The following is a 20697-nucleotide window of genomic DNA, read 5'->3' on the forward strand; positions in this document are numbered from 1 at the left end:
ACTTGGCGATATTACTTAAAAATGGCTTAAGGATATCGAATCGCATATTCATGGCGTTCAACATAACCTCTCTTTTTGCCTCCTTCACCTTCAAAGTGCGAATGCCACTTGTGTCTACAAAACTATAACAAACTAGTGTGTCTATTCTTTGTACAAATAAACCGTGTACAGGTGAAATGATTAGTGGTCGATATAAATTTTTTGTGGCACAGATTTTTGTTGTTCAAAAATCAACTCGTTCATCATCGTTTTAAAAATAGAGAAAGATTTAAGTGTTTGATTTTGTTTTTCTTGTTTGTTTGTTCTTAAACTGAAATCTAGTTATCCCGACAAGTTCTTACCGAGCGATTTTTCGTACACCCTCAACTTTTCATCCTTTTTTACTAACATTTTTCTTTAAAAATAATTTGAGTTCGAATTAATTTTCAGGCATTTTATATTTAACTAACCGTTCAATTAAAAATAACAGGGACGCAAAATGCCAAAGGTGGGGATGCCTGAAATCAGAAAACCGCAGCTTGTGAAAGCGACAATGTCAGTGATTGATAGAGTCGGTTTACACGCGGCGAGTATTTCGTTAATCAGCAAAGAAGCCGGTGTATCAACGGGGATTATCAACCACTATTTCGGTGGTAAGCACGGATTGCTGGAGGAAACGATGCGAGAAATCTTGCGTCAGCTTTCGTCCACTATCACACAGAAGTTACGTGAGCTGCCAAGTGATGCTCATCACCAAAGAATTAATGCAATCATTGACGGTAACTTTGTCGGCTATCAGGCAGAAAACCAAGTTGCTAAGACTTGGCTGGCGTTTTGGTCGTACTCAATGCATGACGAGCAGCTCAAGCGTTTACAGCGTGTCAACGAACGACGTCTATTGTCCCACCTAAGAAAAGAACTCAAAGCATTATTAAATGCAGAGCAGGCTGAATTGGTTGCTCATGGTATTGCATCACTTATTGATGGAATTTGGCTGCGCGGAACGCTCAACCCGCAAGGCATTGATGCAGAAAGAGCGAGAATCATCATCAACGATTATCTCGAAAAACAACTTACGTTTTATTCTGAAAAAATATAAAAGTTACAGGTCTTCAAAATGGAAATGAAAGCACACTATATCAATGGTGCGATGTACGACGGGTGTTCAGATGAACACTTCACCACTTACAATCCGGCGAATGGTGAGCCATTGGCCAACATTAAACAAGCGAACCAAGACGATCTTCAAGCAGCGATTGAATCGGCAAAAAAAGGTTTTGCTGCATGGTCGGCGATGACTGCGATTGAGCGCAGCCGTATTTTACACAAAGCCGTTGCCATTTTACGTGAGCGTAATGACGAGTTGGCTGCATTGGAAGTGGCAGATACTGGTAAGCCCATTCAAGAAGCTATCGCGGTTGATGTCACAACAGGTGCCGATGTTCTTGAGTACTACGCTGGCCTTGCTCCAAGTCTACAAGGTGAACAGCAGCCGCTCAGCGACGATCAGTTTTTCTATACACGTCGTGAGCCATTGGGCATTTGCGCGGGTATTGGCGCTTGGAATTATCCAATTCAAATTGCGATGTGGAAATCGGCGCCAGCACTGGCTGCGGGCAACGCAATGATCTTCAAGCCATCAGAAGAAACACCATTAACGGCGCTTAAGCTCGCCGAAATTTATTCAGAAGCGGGCATGCCAGATGGCGTATTTAATGTCGTGCAAGGGGATTACCGAGTAGGACAGATGCTAACGGCGCATTCTGATATCGCAAAAGTTTCATTCACGGGTGAGTCAGGCACCGGTAAAGTCGTCATGAGTGACAGCGCTAAGACACTAAAACAAGTAACGATGGAGCTTGGTGGTAAGTCTCCACTGATTATTTTTGATGATGCGAAGTTAAACGATGCCGTTTCTGCGGCCATGGTGGCGAACTTCTACACCCAAGGTGAGGTTTGTACGCACGGTACACGTGTATTTGTCCATGAAGGTATTTATGACGACTTTATCGCACAGCTTAAAGCCCGAACCGAGTTGTTAGTCGTCGGCGATCCGCTTGATGAGAACACGCAAATTGGCGCGCTAATCTCTAAAGACCATGAATCGAAAGTTCTAGGAGCGATTGAAGCCGCGAAAGCGAGTGGCGCGACGTTACTGACTGGCGGCTACAAAGTAACAGACAATGGCCTAGCTAATGGTAACTTTGTTGCTCCAACCGTATTTGTCGATTGCGATGATGACATGAGCCACGTTCAACAAGAAATCTTTGGCCCGGTAATGTCAGTTCTGAAATTCCGCGATGAGTCGGAAGTGATTGCGCGCGCAAATGGCACCGATTATGGCTTAGCGGCAGGTGTATTTACTCAAAGCCTATCTCGTGCGCACCGTGTGATCCACCAAATTCAAGCGGGTATTTGTTGGGTGAACACATGGGGTGACTCACCTGCGGAAATGCCAGTTGGCGGCTACAAGCAATCAGGTGTTGGCCGTGAAAACGGAGTCGAAACCCTTAAACATTACACACAAACGAAGAGTGTTCTGGTTCAGCTAAGCGACTTCGAAAGCCCTTACAAATGATACTACTCATAGTAGATAACTGACCACTTTAGCTTGTTAAAATGCTCGATAACTACGTTGTCAATTTTGATTGTAGGTTAACTACTTATCAAAATTTCCGCCTTGTTCTCAAGCATTTTTCCTACGCTAATTTCGTTCACTTATCTACGGTGATTAGTATTAACTCCTAGGAGAATAAAAATGCAACAACACTACGATTACATCATCGTCGGTGCGGGTTCGGCCGGCTGTGTGTTAGCGGATCGCTTAAGTGAAAGTGGTCAAAATTCGGTCCTATTACTCGAAGCGGGTGGGTCGGATAAAAGTATTTTTATCCAAATGCCAACAGCGCTTTCTTACCCGATGAACACTGAAAAATACGCGTGGCAGTTTGAGACGGTTGAAGAGCAAGGGTTGGATGGTCGCCAACTTCATTGTCCTCGCGGAAAAGTTCTGGGCGGTAGCTCATCTATCAACGGCATGGTTTACGTTCGCGGACACGCTTGTGACTTTGACCAGTGGGAAGAGGAAGGCGCGAAAGGCTGGAATTATCAGTCGTGTTTGCCTTATTTCCGTAAAGCAGAGTCTTGGATTGGTGGTGCTGATGAATATCGGGGCGATCACGGTCCAGTCGGCACATGTAACGGTAACGATATGAAGCTCAATCCACTGTACCAAGCTTTTATTGATGCAGGCAAAGAAGCGGGCTACCCAGAAACAAAAGATTACAACGGTTATCAGCAAGAGGGCTTTGGCCCAATGCATATGACCGTCGACAAAGGCGTACGCGCTTCGACCTCTAATGCATACTTAAGCCGCGCTAAAAAACGCAAAAACTTCACCCTAATGAATAGGGTGACGGTTCATCGAGTTTTATTAGAAGAAACTGGTGCAGAAGGTAAGAAAGCGGTAGGCGTTGAATTTGAAAAGTCAGGTTCAATTCAGCAATGTTTTGCGAATAATGAAGTGATTTCGAGTGCGGGTTCGGTTGGCTCCGTTCAGCTGTTGCAGCTTTCAGGCATTGGCCCTAAGGCAGTACTAGAAAAAGCGGGCATTGAGGTGAAACACTCGTTGGAGGGAGTAGGTAAAAACCTGCAAGATCACTTAGAAGTGTACTTCCAATATCACTGTAAACAACCTATCACGCTCAACAGCAAATTAGGTTTGGTGAGCAAGGGCTTGATTGGCACTGAGTGGATATTAACTCGCAAAGGCCTTGGTGCGACTAACCACTTTGAATCGTGTGCATTTATCCGCTCTCGAGAAGGGCTAAAGTGGCCAAATATTCAATATCATTTCTTGCCAGCGGCAATGCGTTATGACGGGCAAGCTGCTTTTGATGGTCATGGTTTCCAAGTGCACGTTGGACCTAACAAGCCAGAAAGTCGCGGGTCGGTCGAAGTTGTCTCTGCGAATCCGAATGATAAGCCGAAGATTGAGTTTAACTACATTTCCACTGAACAAGATAAGCAGGATTGGCGTGATTGTATTCGCCTTACTCGCGAGATCCTCAATCAGCCAGCCATGGATGAGTTTCGTGGGGATGAGATCCAACCCGGTCTGAACATCACAACGGATGAACAGATTGATGAATGGGTGAAGCAAAACGTCGAGAGTGCTTACCATCCATCTTGTACCTGCAAAATGGGCGCAGATAATGACCCATTAGCCGTCTTAAATGAGCGATGCCAAGTACGCGGTATTCAAGGCTTGCGTGTGGTGGACTCTTCTATTTTCCCAACTATTCCGAACGGTAATTTAAATGCGCCAACGATTATGGTGGCAGAACGCGCCGCGGATATGATTTTGGATAACGCCCTAGAAACGTCGAACAACGTACCAGTTTGGATTGCACCGGACTGGCAAGAGATGCAACGAATGCATCCGCCAAAAAGAGATCTCGATTCGATCTCATAAAATGAAAAAGTCAGTAATCATTACAAGGAATTCAACATGTCTAAGATGACAAAAATCTTCTCAACAATTGCACTAAGTACTTTAGCAACAGGCGCTTACGCCAACCAATGTGAAACGGTTCGTTTCGCAGATGTAGGTTGGACTGACATCACTGCGACCACTGCCGTTACATCAGAGTTACTTAAAGGGTTGGGGTACAAAACGAAGACTGACCTTCTGTCTGTGCCTGTAACTTACTCCTCTATGGCTAATGGCGATATCGACATTTTCCTAGGTAACTGGATGCCAACGATGGAAGGTGATATCGCGAAATACCGTGATGCAGGTACTGTTGAAACCGTACGCGCGAACCTCGTTGGCGCAAAGTACACGCTAGCGGTTCCAAAATACGTTTATGACGCAGGCGTAACCAACTTCGCTGACCTAGTAAAACATGCCGACAAATTTAAAGACCGCATTTACGGCATTGAACCAGGAAACGATGGCAACCGCTTAATTCAGTCAATGATTGATAGCAACGCATTCGGCCTAAAAGATTTCAGCCTAGTTGAGTCCAGTGAAGCTGGCATGGTGTCTCAAGTATCACGTGCCGCACGCCGCAATCAATGGATTGTGTACCTAGGTTGGGCGCCGCACCCAATGAATAGTAACGTTGAAATGGAATATCTAGCGGGTGGCGATGACTTCTTCGGTCCTAACTACGGCGGCGCGAACGTCTACACAAACGTACGTAAAAATTACCTCGCTGAGTGTCCAAATGTAGGTCAGCTAGTGAAAAATCTAGAGTTTAACCTAGAAATGGAAAATGAACTGATGGAAGCGATTCTTAACCAGAAACAGAAGCCATCAAAAGCAGCGCAAGCATGGTTGAATGCAAACCAAGAGCAAATTGAAGCGTGGCTAGAGGGCGTGAAAACGGTAGATGGCCAAGATGCGCTAACAGCTATTACAAACTACTTAAAAACAAACGCTTAATAAGCAGTATTTGAGCTCGTTTTTTTAAAAGAAAGTGGGCAGAGTTTTGCCCGCTTCATTAACACAAAGGTTTTATTTTGAATTTTATTACGGACAACAAACTACCGTTGGGCCAATGGATGGAAACTGGCGTCGATTGGTTAACCATCAATGCATCGGGTTTTTTCGATGCAATCTCTATTACACTTGAAACGATCATTCTTTTCGTGGTGGACATTTTTAAATGGATGCCACCTGCAGCGCCAATCATTATGACGGCGGCAATTGCTTGGTTCTTACATCGCAGCATTCCTCTTGTCGTATTTATCGTGTTGGCCTTACTCGCAATTCTCAACCTTGGTTACTGGCAAGAAATGCTGGAAACCTTTGTCCTTGTGTTTGCAGCGACAACGATTTCCGTATTAATTGGCGTGCCGTTGGGCATTATGGCGGCGCACCGTCCTTGGTTATACACCTTGTTGCGGCCAATACTCGATTTAATGCAGACCGTCCCGACATTCGTTTACCTAATTCCAACCTTGGTTCTGTTTGGATTGGGTATTGTCCCAGGTCTAATCTCGACCATCATTTTCGCTATCGCTGCGCCAATTCGATTGACGTACCTCGGCATTATTAAAGTGCCGGAGGAGCTACTTGAAGCGGGTAAAGCATTTGGTGCCAGCCGCATGAAGCTACTGTTTAAGGTGGAGTTACCTGCGGCATTGCCAAGTATTATGGCTGGCGTTACTCAGTGCATTATGTTGTCTCTTTCTATGGTGGTCATTGCGGCGCTTGTTGGTGCTGATGGGCTTGGTAAGCCAGTCGTACGTGCACTGAATACGGTAAACATTTCACAAGGTTTTGAAGCTGGTTTAGCGATTGTACTCGTTGCCATCATTCTTGATCGCTTGTGTAAAGCACCAAACCAGAAGGAGGCATAATCATGGACGCTATTACTATTAAAAATCTTGATGTCGTTTTTGGTCAGCAACAAGCACAGGCGCTAGCACTACTAGATCAAGGGAAGTCTCGACAAGAAATCATTGATGAAACTGGCCAAGTGGTTGGGGTTGATAATGTTTCGCTGAACGTGAAACAGGGTGAGATCTGTGTCTTGATGGGGCTTTCGGGCTCGGGTAAATCAAGTTTGCTGCGAACGGTTAACGGGTTGAACGATATTTCTCGTGGCTCTCTGAAAATTAAAGACGGCGACGACATGGTTGAGCTCTCTAACTGTGACGAACAGAAGTTGCGCCACCTTCGTACTCACCGCGTATCCATGGTGTTTCAGAAGTTTGCATTGATGCCATGGTTAACGGTATTAGATAACGTTGCGTTTGGTCTAGAAATGCAAGGCATTGGCAAAGCAGAGCGCCGTAAAAAAGCGCGTGAACAGCTCGAAATGGTCGGTTTGTCTGAGTGGGAAACGAAATTCCCGCACGAGCTCTCTGGTGGTATGCAGCAGCGTGTTGGCCTAGCGCGAGCGTTCGCGATGGACACAGATATCTTGTTAATGGATGAGCCGTTTTCAGCGCTTGACCCATTGATTCGTGCTCAGCTTCAAGATGAATTGATTCTGCTTCAAGAAAAGCTAAACAAAACCATTCTTTTTGTAAGTCACGACTTGGATGAGGCGCTTAAAATCGGCAACAACATCGCCATTATGGAATCAGGAAAGCTGATTCAACATGGCAAGCCAGAACAGATCATTCTTGCTCCAGAAAACGATTATGTGGCGGACTTTGTTGCTCACACTAATCCATTAAATGTGCTGAAGGGACGTTCCTTAATGCGTGACGATTTGGTTCGCGAAGATACGCGTGTTCTGATTTGCCCTGATAAAAATATTTGGGTGATACAAGAGAGCAAGGGGTTAAGTTTAGCGGATAAAGATAAATCGTTGATTCAATGGAAGAGCGACTCTTCGAACCTTGACGAAGTTAATGAAAACTCTCTGGTTCAGGTTAGTCCAGAAATCAGTATGCGAGAAGCGATTGAACTTAAACAGCGTAGCAATCAGCCTCTGCTTATGGTTGAAGATAATAAGTTGGTTGGTGTGTTAAGCGACAATGAGCTTTACGATGCATTGCTTGGTAATTTTAAGTCAGAGCAAGTTGCGTAAAGTTGACGCAGAACCAAGTAAAAAAGAGCCGCACATTAATGCGGCTCTTTTTAGTTTAAACAATGATTTAAGTCGCTAAGCTAAGACAATGGTCGACTATAGAGTCGTAATTACGTCATCCATTGCAAGGCGCGCTTTTGGAAGACCATGATTATAATCTTCCCCATCTTTATGGTAGCCAATCGCCAGTGCAACTTCACAAATATGGCCCTCGAGCTCTTCTTTAAACTCTTCTCCAATCAGAGCCGGATCGACACCTTCCATCGGTGTTGAATCAATGCCTAGTCGTGCCAATGTGTGTAGTAGGTTGCCTAGTGCCAAATAGACTTGTGCTTTTGTCCAGTTTCCGTTGAAGCCATTTTCGTCCGTATTTGCATCGGCAAAAGCGTAAGCACCCATAAAGTTGTTGTACATCTCCGCTGGCAAGTGGCCAGATGTTACTTCTGCATCCACACGCTTCGCAAATTTCTCTTTAGTAAATTTAGGATCGTAAGCAAACAGAATCGTATGTGATGCGGCTTTCGCGTGTGGTTGGTTAAACTGATGCATATTTGCAAACGTATTGTGGAAACGTTGCTTCGCTTCATCACTTTCAATAACGATGAATTTCCATGGTTGTGAGTTGATAGAAGACGCCGACAAACGCAGTGCTTCTTTGATTATCGCCATGTCTTCTTGAGAAACGCGCTTGGTTTCATCATATTTTTTTGCAGTGTAACGGCTATTTAGATCGGTAATGATTTGATGGGACACGTTTATATCCTCTTTATGTGATGACAGATGAGGATGCACTAGCATCGACAACCATGCGTACCTCGAATATGGGTTCATGATAATGGATATTTTTTCATTGATAAGAGGGTGTTTATTTAAATCACTTTTTACTTTTTGTTGAAAATCGATGTGAGTTGATCGATTTGAAACTTAAAAGTCCTTATTTGGAAGCTTTTATTTGATATTAAATTAAACTCATATTGAGGCGTAGGGGAAAGCAACATGAACGTGATTGAAGTTTTTAATGATAGCTATGAACGTTGTACTTCAGATCAGGAGTTTTTCGACTTGTTCTACAAAAATTTATGGTCGAAAAGTGCCAACTTTAGACAGAAGTTTGACGGTATAGACATGCACCAACAAGTGAGAATGCTTAGAGGGTCTATTGTATTTTTTATGATGGCAGATACCTCGACCGAAGCGCACAAAATGGTGGAAAAGTATGGGAAAAAGCATGCAAGTGCAGATATTGGTATAGAGCCGCAGGATTTTGATGTTTGGCTTGAGAGTTTGTTAGAAACGGTTCGACAGTGTGATTCCGGGTATGATGCCGATGTTGAAACCGCTTGGCGAACATGCTTTAAAACGGGCTTAGAAGTAATGAAACAAGAATGTGATAAAGAAGATAGGCACATCCTTAAAGCGAGTACCAAATAAGGAAGTAACGTGAGTGGTCGTTACTTCCTAGGGGCAGAATCTTACTTATCTTGTGTCTCTTTATTCTTTTTCACCGCTTCGGCGATATCACTGACAGCTTCGACAAGATTGATCGGCATTGGAAAAATAATAGTGGATGTCTTGTCTGTAGTGATTTCAGTGAGTGTCTGCATGTAACGTAATTGCAGTGCATTCGGTGCTTCGTTGAGCATTTGCGCTGCTTCTTTTAATTTATTTGAAGCCTCTAACTCACCAGTAGCGTGAATGATCTTCGCCCTACGGTTACGTTCTGCTTCTGCCTGACGGGCTAGGGCTCTGACCATGCTGTCATTTAAATCAACATGTTTGACTTCAACCGTAGCAATCTTGATTCCCCAGTCATCAGTCTGTTGATCGAGAATGGATTGTAAATCCTTATTGAGGCGTTCTCGTTCTGATAGCAATTCATCGAGTTCATGCTGACCCAATACCGAGCGCAGCGTGGTTTGTGCTAGCTGACTGGTAGCATCGCTGTAGCTTTCAATATTGTTAATCGCCATTTGAGGATCGACTACGCGAAAATAAACGACCGCGTTGACACGCACAGAAACGTTATCTTTGGTAATTAAATCTTGTGTCGGCACATCCAAAACGACAGTACGTAAATCAACCCTCACCATTTGCTGAATAAATGGGATAAGGATGATCAAACCAGGTCCTTTGACTTCTTGAAATCGACCAAGAAAGAACACAACCCCACGTTCGTATTCTCTCAAAACCTTGAACATTTGGGTCGCTAGTGCGAACAGCAGCACCACGATCACCGCAACGGTATAGAGCATCATAAAGCGCCTCCTATTTATTTTGGCGGTCATCAGGCATCACAGTTAAGGTCAGCCCTTTAACATTAACAATGGTGACGTGATCACCTTGTTTGAATTGTTGATGGTCTTTGGCTTTAGCTCGCCATAACGCACCGTTGAGTTGAACGCGTCCTTCGCCATCGATAAAGTCATCGCTTACCACGGCGACCTTCCCAGGGTAAGTCTCTAAACCCGTCGTTACACGCCGGCGACGAATTTTGAGCAGCAGGCCGACGGTCAGCACGATTAGAGCCACGGAAAATATGGCAATACCAAAAATCAAAGGAAGGGCGATCTGGAATCCTGGTAACTCACTGTCCATGAGAAATATCGAACCGAGTACAAAGGCGACAACGCCGCCTAAGCCCAAAATACCAAAGCTCGGACTGAATGCTTCCGCTATCATTAGTGCAATACCGAGTAACAGCAGACCAAGACCTGCGTAGTTGACGGGCATCATTTGTAGTGCGTACATGGCAAGAAGCAGACAAATCCCACCTAGCACACCGGGTAAGCCAATTCCTGGGTTGTAAAATTCAAGAAGTAAACCGTAGATGCCGATGAGCATTAGAATGTAGGCAACGTTTGGATTGGTGATAACGGCTAGCATTTCTGCTCGCCAATCGGGTGTTCTTTCAATCCATACGGGATTTTCCAGTGACAATGTCACATCACGATTGTTAACTTTAACAGTTTGTCCATTAATGGCTTTGACTAAATCCTCTGGTGAGTTGGCTATATAATCAATAACGTTTAATTCCAATGCCTCTGTGGCGTCCAAACTCGCTGCTTCGCTCACTGCTTTCTCTGCCCACTCTGCATTTCGGCCATGAAGCTTTGCTAAGCCTTTAATATAGGCTCTAGCATCATTAATCACCTTTTTCTCCATTGCGGTTTTCGCGGGAACTTTCTCTGAGCTTTCGTTGGTTCCTTCTGGCGTTTCTTCCGCGTTTTGATCTTTGCCATCATCCGATGAAGGGGGCTGAGGGGCACCACCTAACGCGACGGGCGTTGCCGCGCCAAGGTTGGTGGCTTCAGCCATTGCGGCAACGTGGCTGGCGAGTAAAATGTATGTCCCTGCGCTAGCCGCTCTAGATCCTGACGGGCCAACCCAAGTCGCAATTGGAGTGGAGGAGGTGGTAATCGCGTGAATAATATCTCTCATTGCACTGTCTAAGCCGCCTGGTGTGTCCATCTCTAAGATCACTAAACTGACACCGTTTAGTTGAGCTTCTTCTATTTCACGAGATAAATAGTCGCTAGTAGCAGGCCCTATAGCGCCTTTGACAGGAACAATCCAAACGGTATTCGCCAGTGCTTGACTGGCCATCAAGAGTAAAGGTAAGAACCATATCCATAGTCGTTTCATGCAGTCCTCCTTGTGTGGTCACAGGGACTTTTTGAAATCCTAATTCAAGTATATCCAAATAACTTAGAGATGCTTGAGTATAGGTTCTAATGAATAAGTTGCCGAGGCTAATTAGGAGACTACTTTTTTATATATAAACGCTGTGTGAGATAGTAAACTAAAGCAAATTATTGGTAATTGTGATGTTTATGTTTATTGTTCAGCGTTTGATTAAGTTGGCCGTTATCTGTGCCGTATTCTTTACTATTTTCGATCTGATCTCGTATGGAGAGGTGACTTGGTTTCAACGGTTTTTGGCTTTTCTACACTAAACTCAGATTTCAATACGTTAGCTACTCATAAGGCGATCGATTTCTTCCTATTCGCCTTATTACTCCCTCTTCAACCAAAGCCTTAAACAAAGCAATACTTAACTCGTTTTTTCAACTTCCTGTCGGTGGAAAAAACGCCAAAATGCAACTAAATTCATATCAATGACAAGTTTAAGGTATGTAGTTGATGAGGCAATTCAGCGCAATCGCACTAGCTGTTGTAACACTCATTTTGAGCCAAACAACAACCGCAAGAAACGCGAAGATGTTAGGTGATATCTCCCTAGTTCAGCCCATACAGGGTGATCCTAATGTGGATATCAAGCTAGCGAGAATTGGCTGGCATCTCTTCCGCGATCCTCAATTATCGTCAAATGGTAATGTCAGCTGCGCGACATGCCACAATCTGCAAACCAATGGCGCTGAAAATACACCAGTCTCTACGGGGGTGAAAGGTGATGGAATTAGAAATTCTATAACAGTGTTTAATGCAGCGTTAAATTATCGTTTTTTATGGGATGGTACGGAAAACACCTTGATGGCTCAGATTGATGGTCCAATCCATAATCCAATGGAAATGGACTCAAACTGGCAAACAATAGAGCAATATGTAAAAGAGAGTGAACATTATCAAGCGCTATTTAATCGTGACGGTGAATTGCCGATTAACGTTCATAATATCAAGTCCGCTATTGTGGAGTTTGTTGAAGGGCTGCAGACGCCTGGCGCACCATTCGATGCTTACTTATTGGGTTACACGCATGTATTGAGTGAACAGCAAATCAGAGGTTGGAAAACATTTCAGACTTCAGGTTGTGTGCAGTGTCATCAGGGCAAAAATATCGGCGGAGCGATGATCCAAAGGTTCGCCTATTTCAAGGATAAGCCAGTAGTAGAGGACTCGGGCAGGCAACTCGTTACGATAGAAGATGAAGAGCGATTCTATTTTAGAGTAGCCAGTTTACGCAATGTCGCGCTAACGAGTCCTTATTTTCATAATGGGCAAGTCGATAAGTTATCCGACGCGATACAAATCATGGCTAAAACCCAGCTCGGTATAACGATGAACGATGAGAATGTCGCGGACATTGAAGCATTCTTGCAGTCGTTGACAGCACCTAGACCCATAATTTTAGAGGTGTTGGAAAATGAATAAATTCAAACTGATCAACTTTTGCTTTTTTATTGGGATACTGACGTGCTGCACACTGGCGTATATGTCGTATATGAATTCAAAAAACGCTCAAGAATTTCATGCAGAGCTAATGAATATCGGACATGAATTGATTGAAGAGCGTGATGTTATCGTGAACCGATATGCCGTTGAAGATAGGAAAAACTATGAGTTAACAACATCTTTAGTAGAGATAGAAATCGCAGCACAGGCACTGTTGGAATCATCAAAGGCATCAGTTTGGTTTCCCGTGACACCCAATCGTATAAAAGTTAGGGATACGCTTGAACAGTTTAAGGAGCGAGTGCTTCAAACAACGTTGAAGCTTGATATGTTAATTGGTGTTCAGGTAGAAAATCGGTATGCATTACTCATGTTGTTCAATTTATATCAGCAAGATGTTTCTACCGAGCGCGGCCAATCATTGGGTGGCAGTCGTTATTTTGAATTTCTCAACCAGTTGCTTCTAACACAAACTGAAGTTGAGAGTGAAAAGGAAGCGAACTTCCTTAAACGGCTTCAAACGAGTGATAAAAGAATTGAATTGCTGACGAATGAACTGCTTGATCACACTTATATTGAGTTTGTCGAAAGCTCAGAGCATCGGTTACTCAATATTGCTCAAAGTGAGGCGCGTTTTACGTGGTTGTTTGTATTTATTGCGGTGATGTTTCTAGTTAGCGCGTTTGTTTATCAGTCACATCACCGAATGCATAACTTAAAACAGTTGAATCTTGAAATTGAAGAGGCGAGAAACAAAGCCGAGCGAGCGGCAAAAGCGAAATCAAATTTTCTCGCTGCAATGAGTCACGAACTAAGAACGCCGATGAATGGCGTACTAGGGCTTTCTCAAATGATTGCAGAAGAGACCAAAGAGCCGACGACGAAAGAGCACATTAGGGTTATTCTTGACTCTGGCCAGCATCTGATGACTATCCTCAACGATATTTTGGATTTTTCTAAAGTTGAAGAAAACAAACTGGAATTTGAGCAAGCTAAGTTTAAGCTCGATCAAGTGCTTTCTCCGGTGTGTAGCGCAATAAAACCACTTGTTGATGAAAAAAATATCGAGTTAATCTTGGAAAACGAGATTTCTGAATATACTGAATTTACTGGGGATTGTGCGCGTTTACGACAGATCTTGTTTAATCTCGCCGGTAACGCGGTGAAGTTTACTAATGAAGGGCATGTGCTGGTTAGAACTGAGTTAGATGAATCGAATCAGTTGTTGGTCATGCGCGTGAGCGACACCGGTATTGGTATTGCGCCAGACAAGCACGAGCATATTTTTAACTCGTTTGAGCAAGCAGACTCATCAACGACTCGAAGGTTCGGCGGAACAGGGCTTGGGTTAGCCATCGTCAAAAAACTAACCGATTTGATGGGTGGCCATATTACTCTGAAGAGTATAGAAGGCGTTGGAAGTCAATTTATCGTTGAGTTGCCGATTCCTTGGGTAGAATCTGCTCCGAAAAAGCAGCAAGAAGCACCGAAACCTCGCGCAAAATCACACCATTTAAAGATACTACTTGCTGATGATAACCGTGTGAATGCCATTGTGGCAAAAGGGTTTTGCGAAAAGCTTGGGCATGAAGTGGATGTTGCAGAAAATGGATTAATCGCGGTTAAAAAGGCGAAAGAGAACGAGTACGACCTGATCTTGATGGACAACCATATGCCCGAGATGAATGGCGTTGAGGCGACACGCGTTATCCGAAAAGAGTTAGGTATCAAGACATTACTCTTTGCGTACACGGCAGACGTATTTCGTGAAGCTCACGATAGCTTTATTGAAGCAGGAGCAGACCATGTGCTTACGAAACCGCTACAGCATGAGAGCTTTTCAGACGCTCTCAAACAGTTTGCCGCCAGACTCGAACCGAAACAGAATCCGCCACTAACGAGTGACAGCAATGTGCTTCAATTGCAACGTAAGCCAATCGAGAACTTAAGGTTAACAGAGGAAGAACTCTCCCGTTCAGGCATGTTTACTTCTTTACGAGATGAGCCAGAAGCGCTCGACGAGTTGCTAAAAAGCATTATTGTCGATTTTGAGACTTCTGTTGATGAACTTATTGAATACTTTATGGCTGAAGATTTTGCTTCATTAGAGCTGACGTTGCACAAAACGAAAGGGATGGCACTGAACCTAAGTTTACCTATTTTGGCGAGCCAAACGGAGGCCCTGGAAACTCGACTTAAAGCCAACCAAAGTCCCGAGATTGAGCAGTTGCAGATGCTGATCAATCGGTTACAGGTCAACATCCATCAGTCTCATAGACTTTTGGATGATATCCAGAAGAACAATGCCGATCCTCAACAGATTTTATAGTCCCTGTGAGTGCGATGCTTTCCTTAACTCATTTTGTTGTGGTTTACTGTGGCAAGGACGGATAGTGTTGATTCGTCGTCGGAAAATCAGGGAGTTAGAATGAGTAAGCATTCCGCTTTAATCAAATGGCATCGTAAAGCTGGCGAAGAGTTTAGTGATAATAAGTATAGTAGGGCACACATTTGGCAATTTGATGGAGGGTTGCAAGTCCCAGCATCTCCATCTCCCCACGTAGTACCATTACCACTATCCGTAGAAGAAAATGTTGATCCAGAAGAAGCGTTTGTCGCGGCACTTTCTAGTTGTCATATGCTCGTTTTCCTGTCTATTGCAGCAAAGCGACGTTATGTTGTGGACAGTTACTTAGATGAAGCGGTGGGGGAGCTTGAAAAAGGCGAAAACGGAAAAGAGTGGGTATCAAAGGTGACGTTAAACCCTGAGATAACATTTTCAGGTGAAAAACAACCGACACCATCTCAATTAGAAAAACTGCACCACATGGCCCATGAGAATTGCTTTATCGCCAACTCCGTTAAAACAGAAGTGACAACGCTTATTGTGAATTAAGTGAAGCTCTTTATCGAAAGCGCGGCCTATTACAGAGTTATATTAAGCCAGCAGTCATCCTGCTGGCTCGTTCATCTAGACGACACCTTGCTCAATCATTGCATCAGCGACTTTTCTAAAGCCTGCAATGTTGGCGCCTAAAACTAAATTTCCAGGTTGGCCAAACTCTTTACTGGTTTCGTTTGCATTGATGAAAATATTTTTCATGATGGTTTGCAACTGACTATCCACTTGTTCAAACGTCCAGTTTTGCATGCTGGCGTTTTGCGCCATTTCAAGTTGACTGGTTGCAACACCGCCTGCATTGGCTGCTTTGGCAGGCCCATAAGCTATGTCTGAGTCCACGATAATATTGGCAGCATCACGGGTGGTTGGCATGTTCGCCCCTTCACTAATCAAAATACATCCGTTTTCGATAAGAGCCAGTGCGTCGTCTGACGTTAATTCATTTTGAGTCGCACAAGGGAAGGCAGCATCAGCCTGATATCGCCAAACAGCATGCCCTTCATTAGGATAGTCGCCCTCTGGTGTGTATTCTGCTTCAGGGTAAGTTTCTAAATATTCTTCTAAGCTTGCTCTTTTCACTTCTTTCAGTTGTTTGAGGAGCTTAAGATCAATACCGTGCTCATGATAGATCGTACCTCGAGAGTCGCTGCATGTAACCGGCGTTGCTCCCATATGGTACAGTTTTTCAATGGCGTAGATAGCCACGTTGCCAGCACCAGAAACGAGGCAAGTTTTCCCTTTCAATGAATCGTTGCGGTCGTTGAGCATGCATTCTGCAAAATAGACGGCGCCATATCCTGTCGCTTCTTTTCTGGCGAGTGAGCCCCCCCAAAGCAGACTCTTGCCTGTAAGCACACCTTCGTAGCGCCCCGTCAATCGTTTGTATTGACCAAACATATAGCCAATTTCGCGCGCCCCGACGCCGATATCGCCTGCGGGAACATCGGTGGCAGGACCGATATGACGGTACAACTCGTTCATAAATGATTGGCAAAATCGCATGATCTCGCCGTCGGATTTTCCTTTAGGATCGAAGTTTGAACCGCCTTTGCCGCCACCGATAGGAAGGCCAGTCAGTGCGTTTTTAAAGATTTGCTCAAAGCCGAGAAATTTTATGATGCTCGCATTGACTGAGTGATGGAATCTCAATCCTCCTTTGTACGGCCCCAAAGCAGAGTTGAATTCAACTCGATAACCTTTGTTTACTTGTACATTTCCAGCATCATCAACCCAAGGAACTCGAAACATGATTTGACGTTCTGGCTCGACGATCCTCTGGATAATCGCTTGTTCCTTATATTTATTATTGCCTTCTATTACCGGCGCGAGAGAAGTTAATACTTCTTCTACCGCTTGGTAAAATTCTTTTTGCGCAGGGCTACTGTGTTGCAACGCAACAATAGTATCGTGTATGTATGACATAGATTTCTTCCTTGATGTGAATAAGCAATCAGTTTATATGAATGTATTTCCATTAAATAGTGATTTTGACCAAGATTCAATGGTTGTAGTGGTCTTTCCTGCGGATGAGAATGTGCAGCTTCTAACCCAGGCAGTGTTGGTTGAGATAGGTAGGGCGAGCTAAGTAAGCGGGTGGTTGAGTGATCAGTTTCACATATAACAAGCAGAAATCACTTTAGTCGATGTTGTTGTGCAGTTACGCAAATTGTTTATGTTAACGTCATGTTAAAGTTTGTGTGTGATAACTTGTGAAAAGACAACTATATGGATGAGCTTAAGGTTCTGAACTCGTTTATTCAGCAGAATGGTCTACCAGCGTTTGGCCACCTTGATGGAATTCCAACATCGTTACAGCTAGATAAATTTACTTACCTCGATGAGATGGATAAGCCAGTGTCTAAGTGGCGCCGTTACCGCGATTATAAGCAGTTTCAGTTCGTCAATTTGGTCACACCTGATTACGTCATTGGAGTAGCGATTGCTGATATACGGTATTTAGCATCCGGCTTTTGCTACCTGTTTGATATTAAAAAGAATAAGTTGATTGAGCAACAATGGTTGAAACCTTTTAATATAGGTTATCAAACTCAGCCTTCCAGTTGGTGCAGTCTTGCCCATCTTGCTAACAAAAGAGTTCAGTTTTCTATTAAGGATGGTATTTGGCACGTCCACTTTGTGACAGAGTCAGTCAATGCGGATCTCTATTTACGTCCAGAAAACATGAGTTTGCCATTAATGTTGTGTACGCCAACAGGTTATGCGGGTTGGACATATACTCAGAAGCACAATGCGTTAGCAGTAGACGGTAACTTGTTCATATTAGGAAAAGAGCAAGATCTTTCAGAGGTGGCTGCTGGTTACGATTTTTCCGCTGGGTACATGCGGCGAGAAACAAGTTGGCGCTGGGCGAGTATCAATTGCTTTGAGGATGACAGGCGTCTGGGGTTGAACTTGGCAGCTGGCGTTAATGAAACTGGCTATTGCGAAAATGTATTGTGGATTAATGGTCAGCGTCACTTTTTGCAACCTGTGCAGTTTCAGTTTTCACGAAGTGATGAAGGGCAAAAGTGGCATATTACGTCTGAAGATAAACGAGTTAACTTACAGTTCACGCCTTTGAATCGACGCTCAGAGAAGAAAAATTTTTGGCTTCTCAAAAGTAACTTTCGTCAGTATATCGGTTATTTCTCTGGCTATCTTATCGATGGAAATGGCATCAAACATCAGTTAGAAGAAGTTATGGGTCTTACTGAAGATCACTATGCAAAATGGTAGAAACACAATGGATTGGACGCAGTTGATGGACCGCCCAGAATTACTTCTGATGATTCTGGCTCCAGTTTTCTTTTTCTGCATGCTTGCCGAATATTGGTTCGGACAAAGAAGGGGACGCTTGCCTGAAAGCGCGACGTATTACTTCCCTGAAGTAGCGTGTAATTTTGTTCTTGCGGGCTTACACCAAGCGACAGACATACTCACGGGTTTACTGATTGCTCAGTTGTATTTGTGGTGGTTCGATTGGCGTTTGTTTGATATCGAAATGAGCGTCTCAGCTTTTCTTTTACTTGTTGTCCTGCAAGATTTTTTCTATTACTGGTTTCATCGGGCTAGCCATCGTATTCGTTGGATGTGGGCCGCGCACGTTGTTCATCACAGTTCGGAAAGAATGAACTTCAGTACCGCCTTTCGTCAAAGTTTAATGTATCCGCTAGCGGGGATGTGGATTTTTTGGTTGCCCTTGGTGATTATTGGTTTTGAGCCAAAATGGGTTGTCTTCGTTGTGTTGTTTAATCTGGGCTTACAGTTTTTTGTTCACACCCAATCAATTCGTTCGCTCGGGCCACTAGAGTGGGTATTTAACACGCCGTCTCACCATCGCGTTCATCATGGTGTGAACCGTCAGTACATCGACAAAAATTATGCGGGTGTATTAATTATTTGGGATCGAATGTTCGGAACGTTTGAACCAGAGGTGGAAACGGTTCGGTATGGGGTTTCTAAACCTGTAAACAGCTTTAATCCCATCCGCGTGACGTTTGCAGAATGGAAAGACATGTTTTATGACGTAACTCGACCAAACTTATCATGGAAACAACGCTGCCGCCGTTTGTTCGCTCCGCCATCGGATTTTTATGAGTAAATTGAGATAAAGAGATTGGAGCGGGCAGCGGGAATCGAACCCGCATCATCAGCTTGGAAGGCTGAGGTAATAGCCATTATACGATGCCCGCGCATCGATAGGACTCGGTTAATATGCCACACTGGACGAAAAAGAAAAGTCTTTTCTCATCAAATGTTTGTCAGTTGCCTAAAAAAGTAGCGGACTGATGTTAAAGTGTTCATTGTCTCTGGTTTTTTGTGGCACTCGCGATTTCGTTACTAAGCCTAGAGGCTTCCAATTAGGTCGTAAACACCGAATTCTTAGGTGTTTAGATGTTGATGATATTCAAGATTTTCTGTGTAAAGGTTAATCTCGTTTATTGAACAGTCACGTTTCATGGTCAAGACTAGATATTGAAATGATTACTTTTTACTGTTGATGCGTATGTATAACACAGGGTAATTCTGCTGAAACAGTCAGCTTAACCAAAGGAGATTTAACATGATGAGAGGTTTGATATTAGGGCTGGTGGTGATGCTGGTATCTGCTTGTACTACCGTTACAACCGATGTAGATAAACAAGCCGACTTTTCAGCTTACAGAACGTTTGACTTCGGTGCTCAGGCGGAAGCTCCTACCAGTATTGATGGTCGACGTATTGAGCAAGGGCTTGCTGAACAGCTTGAGGGTAAGGGTTTAATTAAGGTAAATAGTGGCGGTGACCTTTACGTACATCATGATATCATAGAAGAATCCGAGCTTGTTTCTTCAGGATCGTCGGTGAGCTTTGGCTATGGCTGGAATAGCTTTGGTGTGATCACTTCAAGCCCAGAAAGATATAAAAAACGTAAGTATGGGAAGTTGGTGGTTGAACTGGTTGATGCAAAGGCTAATCAAGTCGTTTGGAAAGGCGTTTCAAGTCGTAAACTGTCTGAGTCAATGAGCTCTGAGAAAAGAGAATCTCTCATCCAAGAAGAAATCGCGAAGATGTTTGAAAGCTACCCTTACGGTGAAAAATAATTAGTATTCTTAACGATTAAGAATACTAATTGCCAATAGTTACGCACAGGGTTAAAAGAACTTATTATTTTGGTTTTGGTTACCTTTGTGCGTACGACCCTGATTGCTTTACTCGGACTACTTTTCTGCTTGTTGGCTCCGAGCATGAGCCTGGCGCACTCACACCCAAATTTTCTTTCCTTTCATAACCAGAATATTGCTGTTGACGCTAAGTCGAAGCACTTTTCAGAACATCCTATCTCTCCAATACAACAAGACTATCCGAGTTTAAACAGCCGGAATGTATTGAGGGTTAGCCATGCTAAGGAAATGAGCTCGAACGACGATGTAGAGCCCGAATGGTTTGAAATGCTTGATGTAGCATGGTGGGCGCATCGTTCGGCAATTTACTCGATGAAGCGGCTAAAACGCATCGGCAATGAGGCTTTAGGTTGTTGTATTGAAAGTATTTTTACTCACTTTAAATACAGAATCGGCGTGAGAAAAGAATCGAATTTCATATACCGCTTTATACATGCTCGCTAACACATTCCATGTTTTTGCAACTTTTGGTT

Annotated in this window: 18 protein-coding genes and 1 tRNA gene; 14 read left to right on the top strand and 5 right to left on the bottom strand. The window is 43.8% G+C overall.

The window, feature by feature from the left end; genetic code table 11:
• The first annotated feature begins 478 nt into the window (after nt 1–478).
• From betI to choV, 6 genes are all read left to right on the top strand, one after another.
• Nucleotides 479–1078 (top strand): transcriptional regulator BetI, encoded by a 600-nt coding sequence (betI, locus tag R8O70_RS06930; protein ID WP_017820329.1) that lies wholly within the window; start codon nt 479–481, stop codon nt 1076–1078.
• Nucleotides 1079–1096: 18 nt separating this feature from the next.
• On the top strand, nt 1097–2557 hold the full coding sequence (gene betB, locus R8O70_RS06935; protein WP_258624037.1) for a betaine-aldehyde dehydrogenase: 1461 nt from the start codon (nt 1097–1099) through the stop codon (nt 2555–2557).
• 180 nt (nt 2558–2737) lie between these two features.
• Entirely contained in the window at nt 2738–4453 is a 1716-nt protein-coding gene (gene betA / locus R8O70_RS06940; protein ID WP_258624035.1) for a choline dehydrogenase, read from the top strand.
• A gap of 36 nt (nt 4454–4489) precedes the next feature.
• Nucleotides 4490–5428 (top strand): choline ABC transporter substrate-binding protein, encoded by a 939-nt coding sequence (locus R8O70_RS06945; RefSeq protein WP_005382646.1) that lies wholly within the window; start codon nt 4490–4492, stop codon nt 5426–5428.
• A 77-nt stretch (nt 5429–5505) separates the two neighbouring features.
• Nucleotides 5506–6348 carry a choline ABC transporter permease subunit gene (choW, locus tag R8O70_RS06950; RefSeq protein ID WP_005392552.1) on the top strand — a complete coding sequence of 281 codons (843 nt, stop codon included), beginning with the start codon at nt 5506–5508 and terminating at the stop codon, nt 6346–6348.
• Nucleotides 6349–6350: 2 nt separating this feature from the next.
• Nucleotides 6351–7529 (top strand): choline ABC transporter ATP-binding protein, encoded by a 1179-nt coding sequence (choV, locus tag R8O70_RS06955; protein WP_033906454.1) that lies wholly within the window; start codon nt 6351–6353, stop codon nt 7527–7529.
• A 96-nt stretch (nt 7530–7625) separates the two neighbouring features.
• Here the strand turns inward: choV and R8O70_RS06960 are convergent, their stop codons facing one another.
• Entirely contained in the window at nt 7626–8282 is a 657-nt protein-coding gene (locus R8O70_RS06960) for an NAD(P)H-dependent oxidoreductase (RefSeq protein WP_064354707.1), read from the bottom strand.
• A 243-nt stretch (nt 8283–8525) separates the two neighbouring features.
• Here R8O70_RS06960 and R8O70_RS06965 point away from each other — a divergent pair, with 243 nt between their 5' ends.
• The gene (locus R8O70_RS06965; protein ID WP_149192078.1) at nt 8526–8960 is read left to right on the top strand and encodes a globin; all 435 of its coding nucleotides are present in this window, start codon (nt 8526–8528) and stop codon (nt 8958–8960) included.
• Between the two features lie 41 nt (nt 8961–9001).
• Here the strand turns inward: R8O70_RS06965 and R8O70_RS06970 are convergent, their stop codons facing one another.
• Complete coding sequence (locus tag R8O70_RS06970; protein WP_005373196.1) at nt 9002–9784, bottom strand: slipin family protein; 783 nt, start codon at nt 9782–9784, stop codon at nt 9002–9004.
• A gap of 10 nt (nt 9785–9794) precedes the next feature.
• The gene (locus R8O70_RS06975) at nt 9795–11171 is read right to left on the bottom strand and encodes an NfeD family protein (protein WP_033906456.1); all 1377 of its coding nucleotides are present in this window, start codon (nt 11169–11171) and stop codon (nt 9795–9797) included.
• Between the two features lie 498 nt (nt 11172–11669).
• Here R8O70_RS06975 and R8O70_RS06980 point away from each other — a divergent pair, with 498 nt between their 5' ends.
• The 3 genes from R8O70_RS06980 to R8O70_RS06990 all read left to right on the top strand — a co-directional run bounded on the left by R8O70_RS06980 (nt 11670) and on the right by R8O70_RS06990 (nt 15555).
• Nucleotides 11670–12638, top strand: a complete 969-nt coding sequence (locus R8O70_RS06980; RefSeq protein WP_017820324.1) for a cytochrome-c peroxidase — start codon at nt 11670–11672, stop codon at nt 12636–12638.
• Entirely contained in the window at nt 12631–14988 is a 2358-nt protein-coding gene (locus R8O70_RS06985; RefSeq protein ID WP_238975369.1) for an ATP-binding protein, read from the top strand. Before R8O70_RS06980 ends, R8O70_RS06985 begins: the two co-directional genes overlap by 8 nt.
• Nucleotides 14989–15087: 99 nt before the next feature.
• Nucleotides 15088–15555, top strand: coding sequence for an OsmC family protein (locus tag R8O70_RS06990; protein ID WP_053307606.1), 468 nt, complete (start codon nt 15088–15090; stop codon nt 15553–15555).
• Between the two features lie 75 nt (nt 15556–15630).
• Here R8O70_RS06990 and gdhA read toward each other — a convergent pair whose 3' ends face one another.
• A complete protein-coding gene (gene gdhA / locus R8O70_RS06995) occupies nt 15631–16983 on the bottom strand; it encodes an NADP-specific glutamate dehydrogenase (protein WP_017633658.1) in 1353 nt (450 codons plus the stop codon).
• Between the two features lie 303 nt (nt 16984–17286).
• On the opposite strand from gdhA, the gene R8O70_RS07000 reads away from it, so the two are divergent.
• On the top strand, nt 17287–18297 hold the full coding sequence (locus R8O70_RS07000) for a DUF2804 domain-containing protein (RefSeq protein WP_053307607.1): 1011 nt from the start codon (nt 17287–17289) through the stop codon (nt 18295–18297).
• Nucleotides 18298–18304: 7 nt separating this feature from the next.
• Entirely contained in the window at nt 18305–19162 is an 858-nt protein-coding gene (locus R8O70_RS07005) for a sterol desaturase family protein (RefSeq protein WP_005373167.1), read from the top strand.
• Between the two features lie 16 nt (nt 19163–19178).
• Here the strand turns inward: R8O70_RS07005 and R8O70_RS07010 are convergent.
• Nucleotides 19179–19253 (bottom strand) — tRNA-Gly (locus R8O70_RS07010).
• A 371-nt stretch (nt 19254–19624) separates the two neighbouring features.
• Between R8O70_RS07010 and R8O70_RS07015 the strand changes: the two genes are divergently transcribed.
• Entirely contained in the window at nt 19625–20143 is a 519-nt protein-coding gene (locus R8O70_RS07015; protein ID WP_258624032.1) for a DUF4136 domain-containing protein, read from the top strand.
• Between the two features lie 87 nt (nt 20144–20230).
• Nucleotides 20231–20668 (top strand): hypothetical protein, encoded by a 438-nt coding sequence (locus R8O70_RS07020; protein WP_230818661.1) that lies wholly within the window; start codon nt 20231–20233, stop codon nt 20666–20668.
• Nucleotides 20669–20697: the final 29 nt, after the last annotated feature.

The organism is Vibrio sp. 779(2023) (assembly GCF_033344285.1).
Classification (GTDB): Bacteria; Pseudomonadota; Gammaproteobacteria; order Enterobacterales; family Vibrionaceae; genus Vibrio; species Vibrio alginolyticus.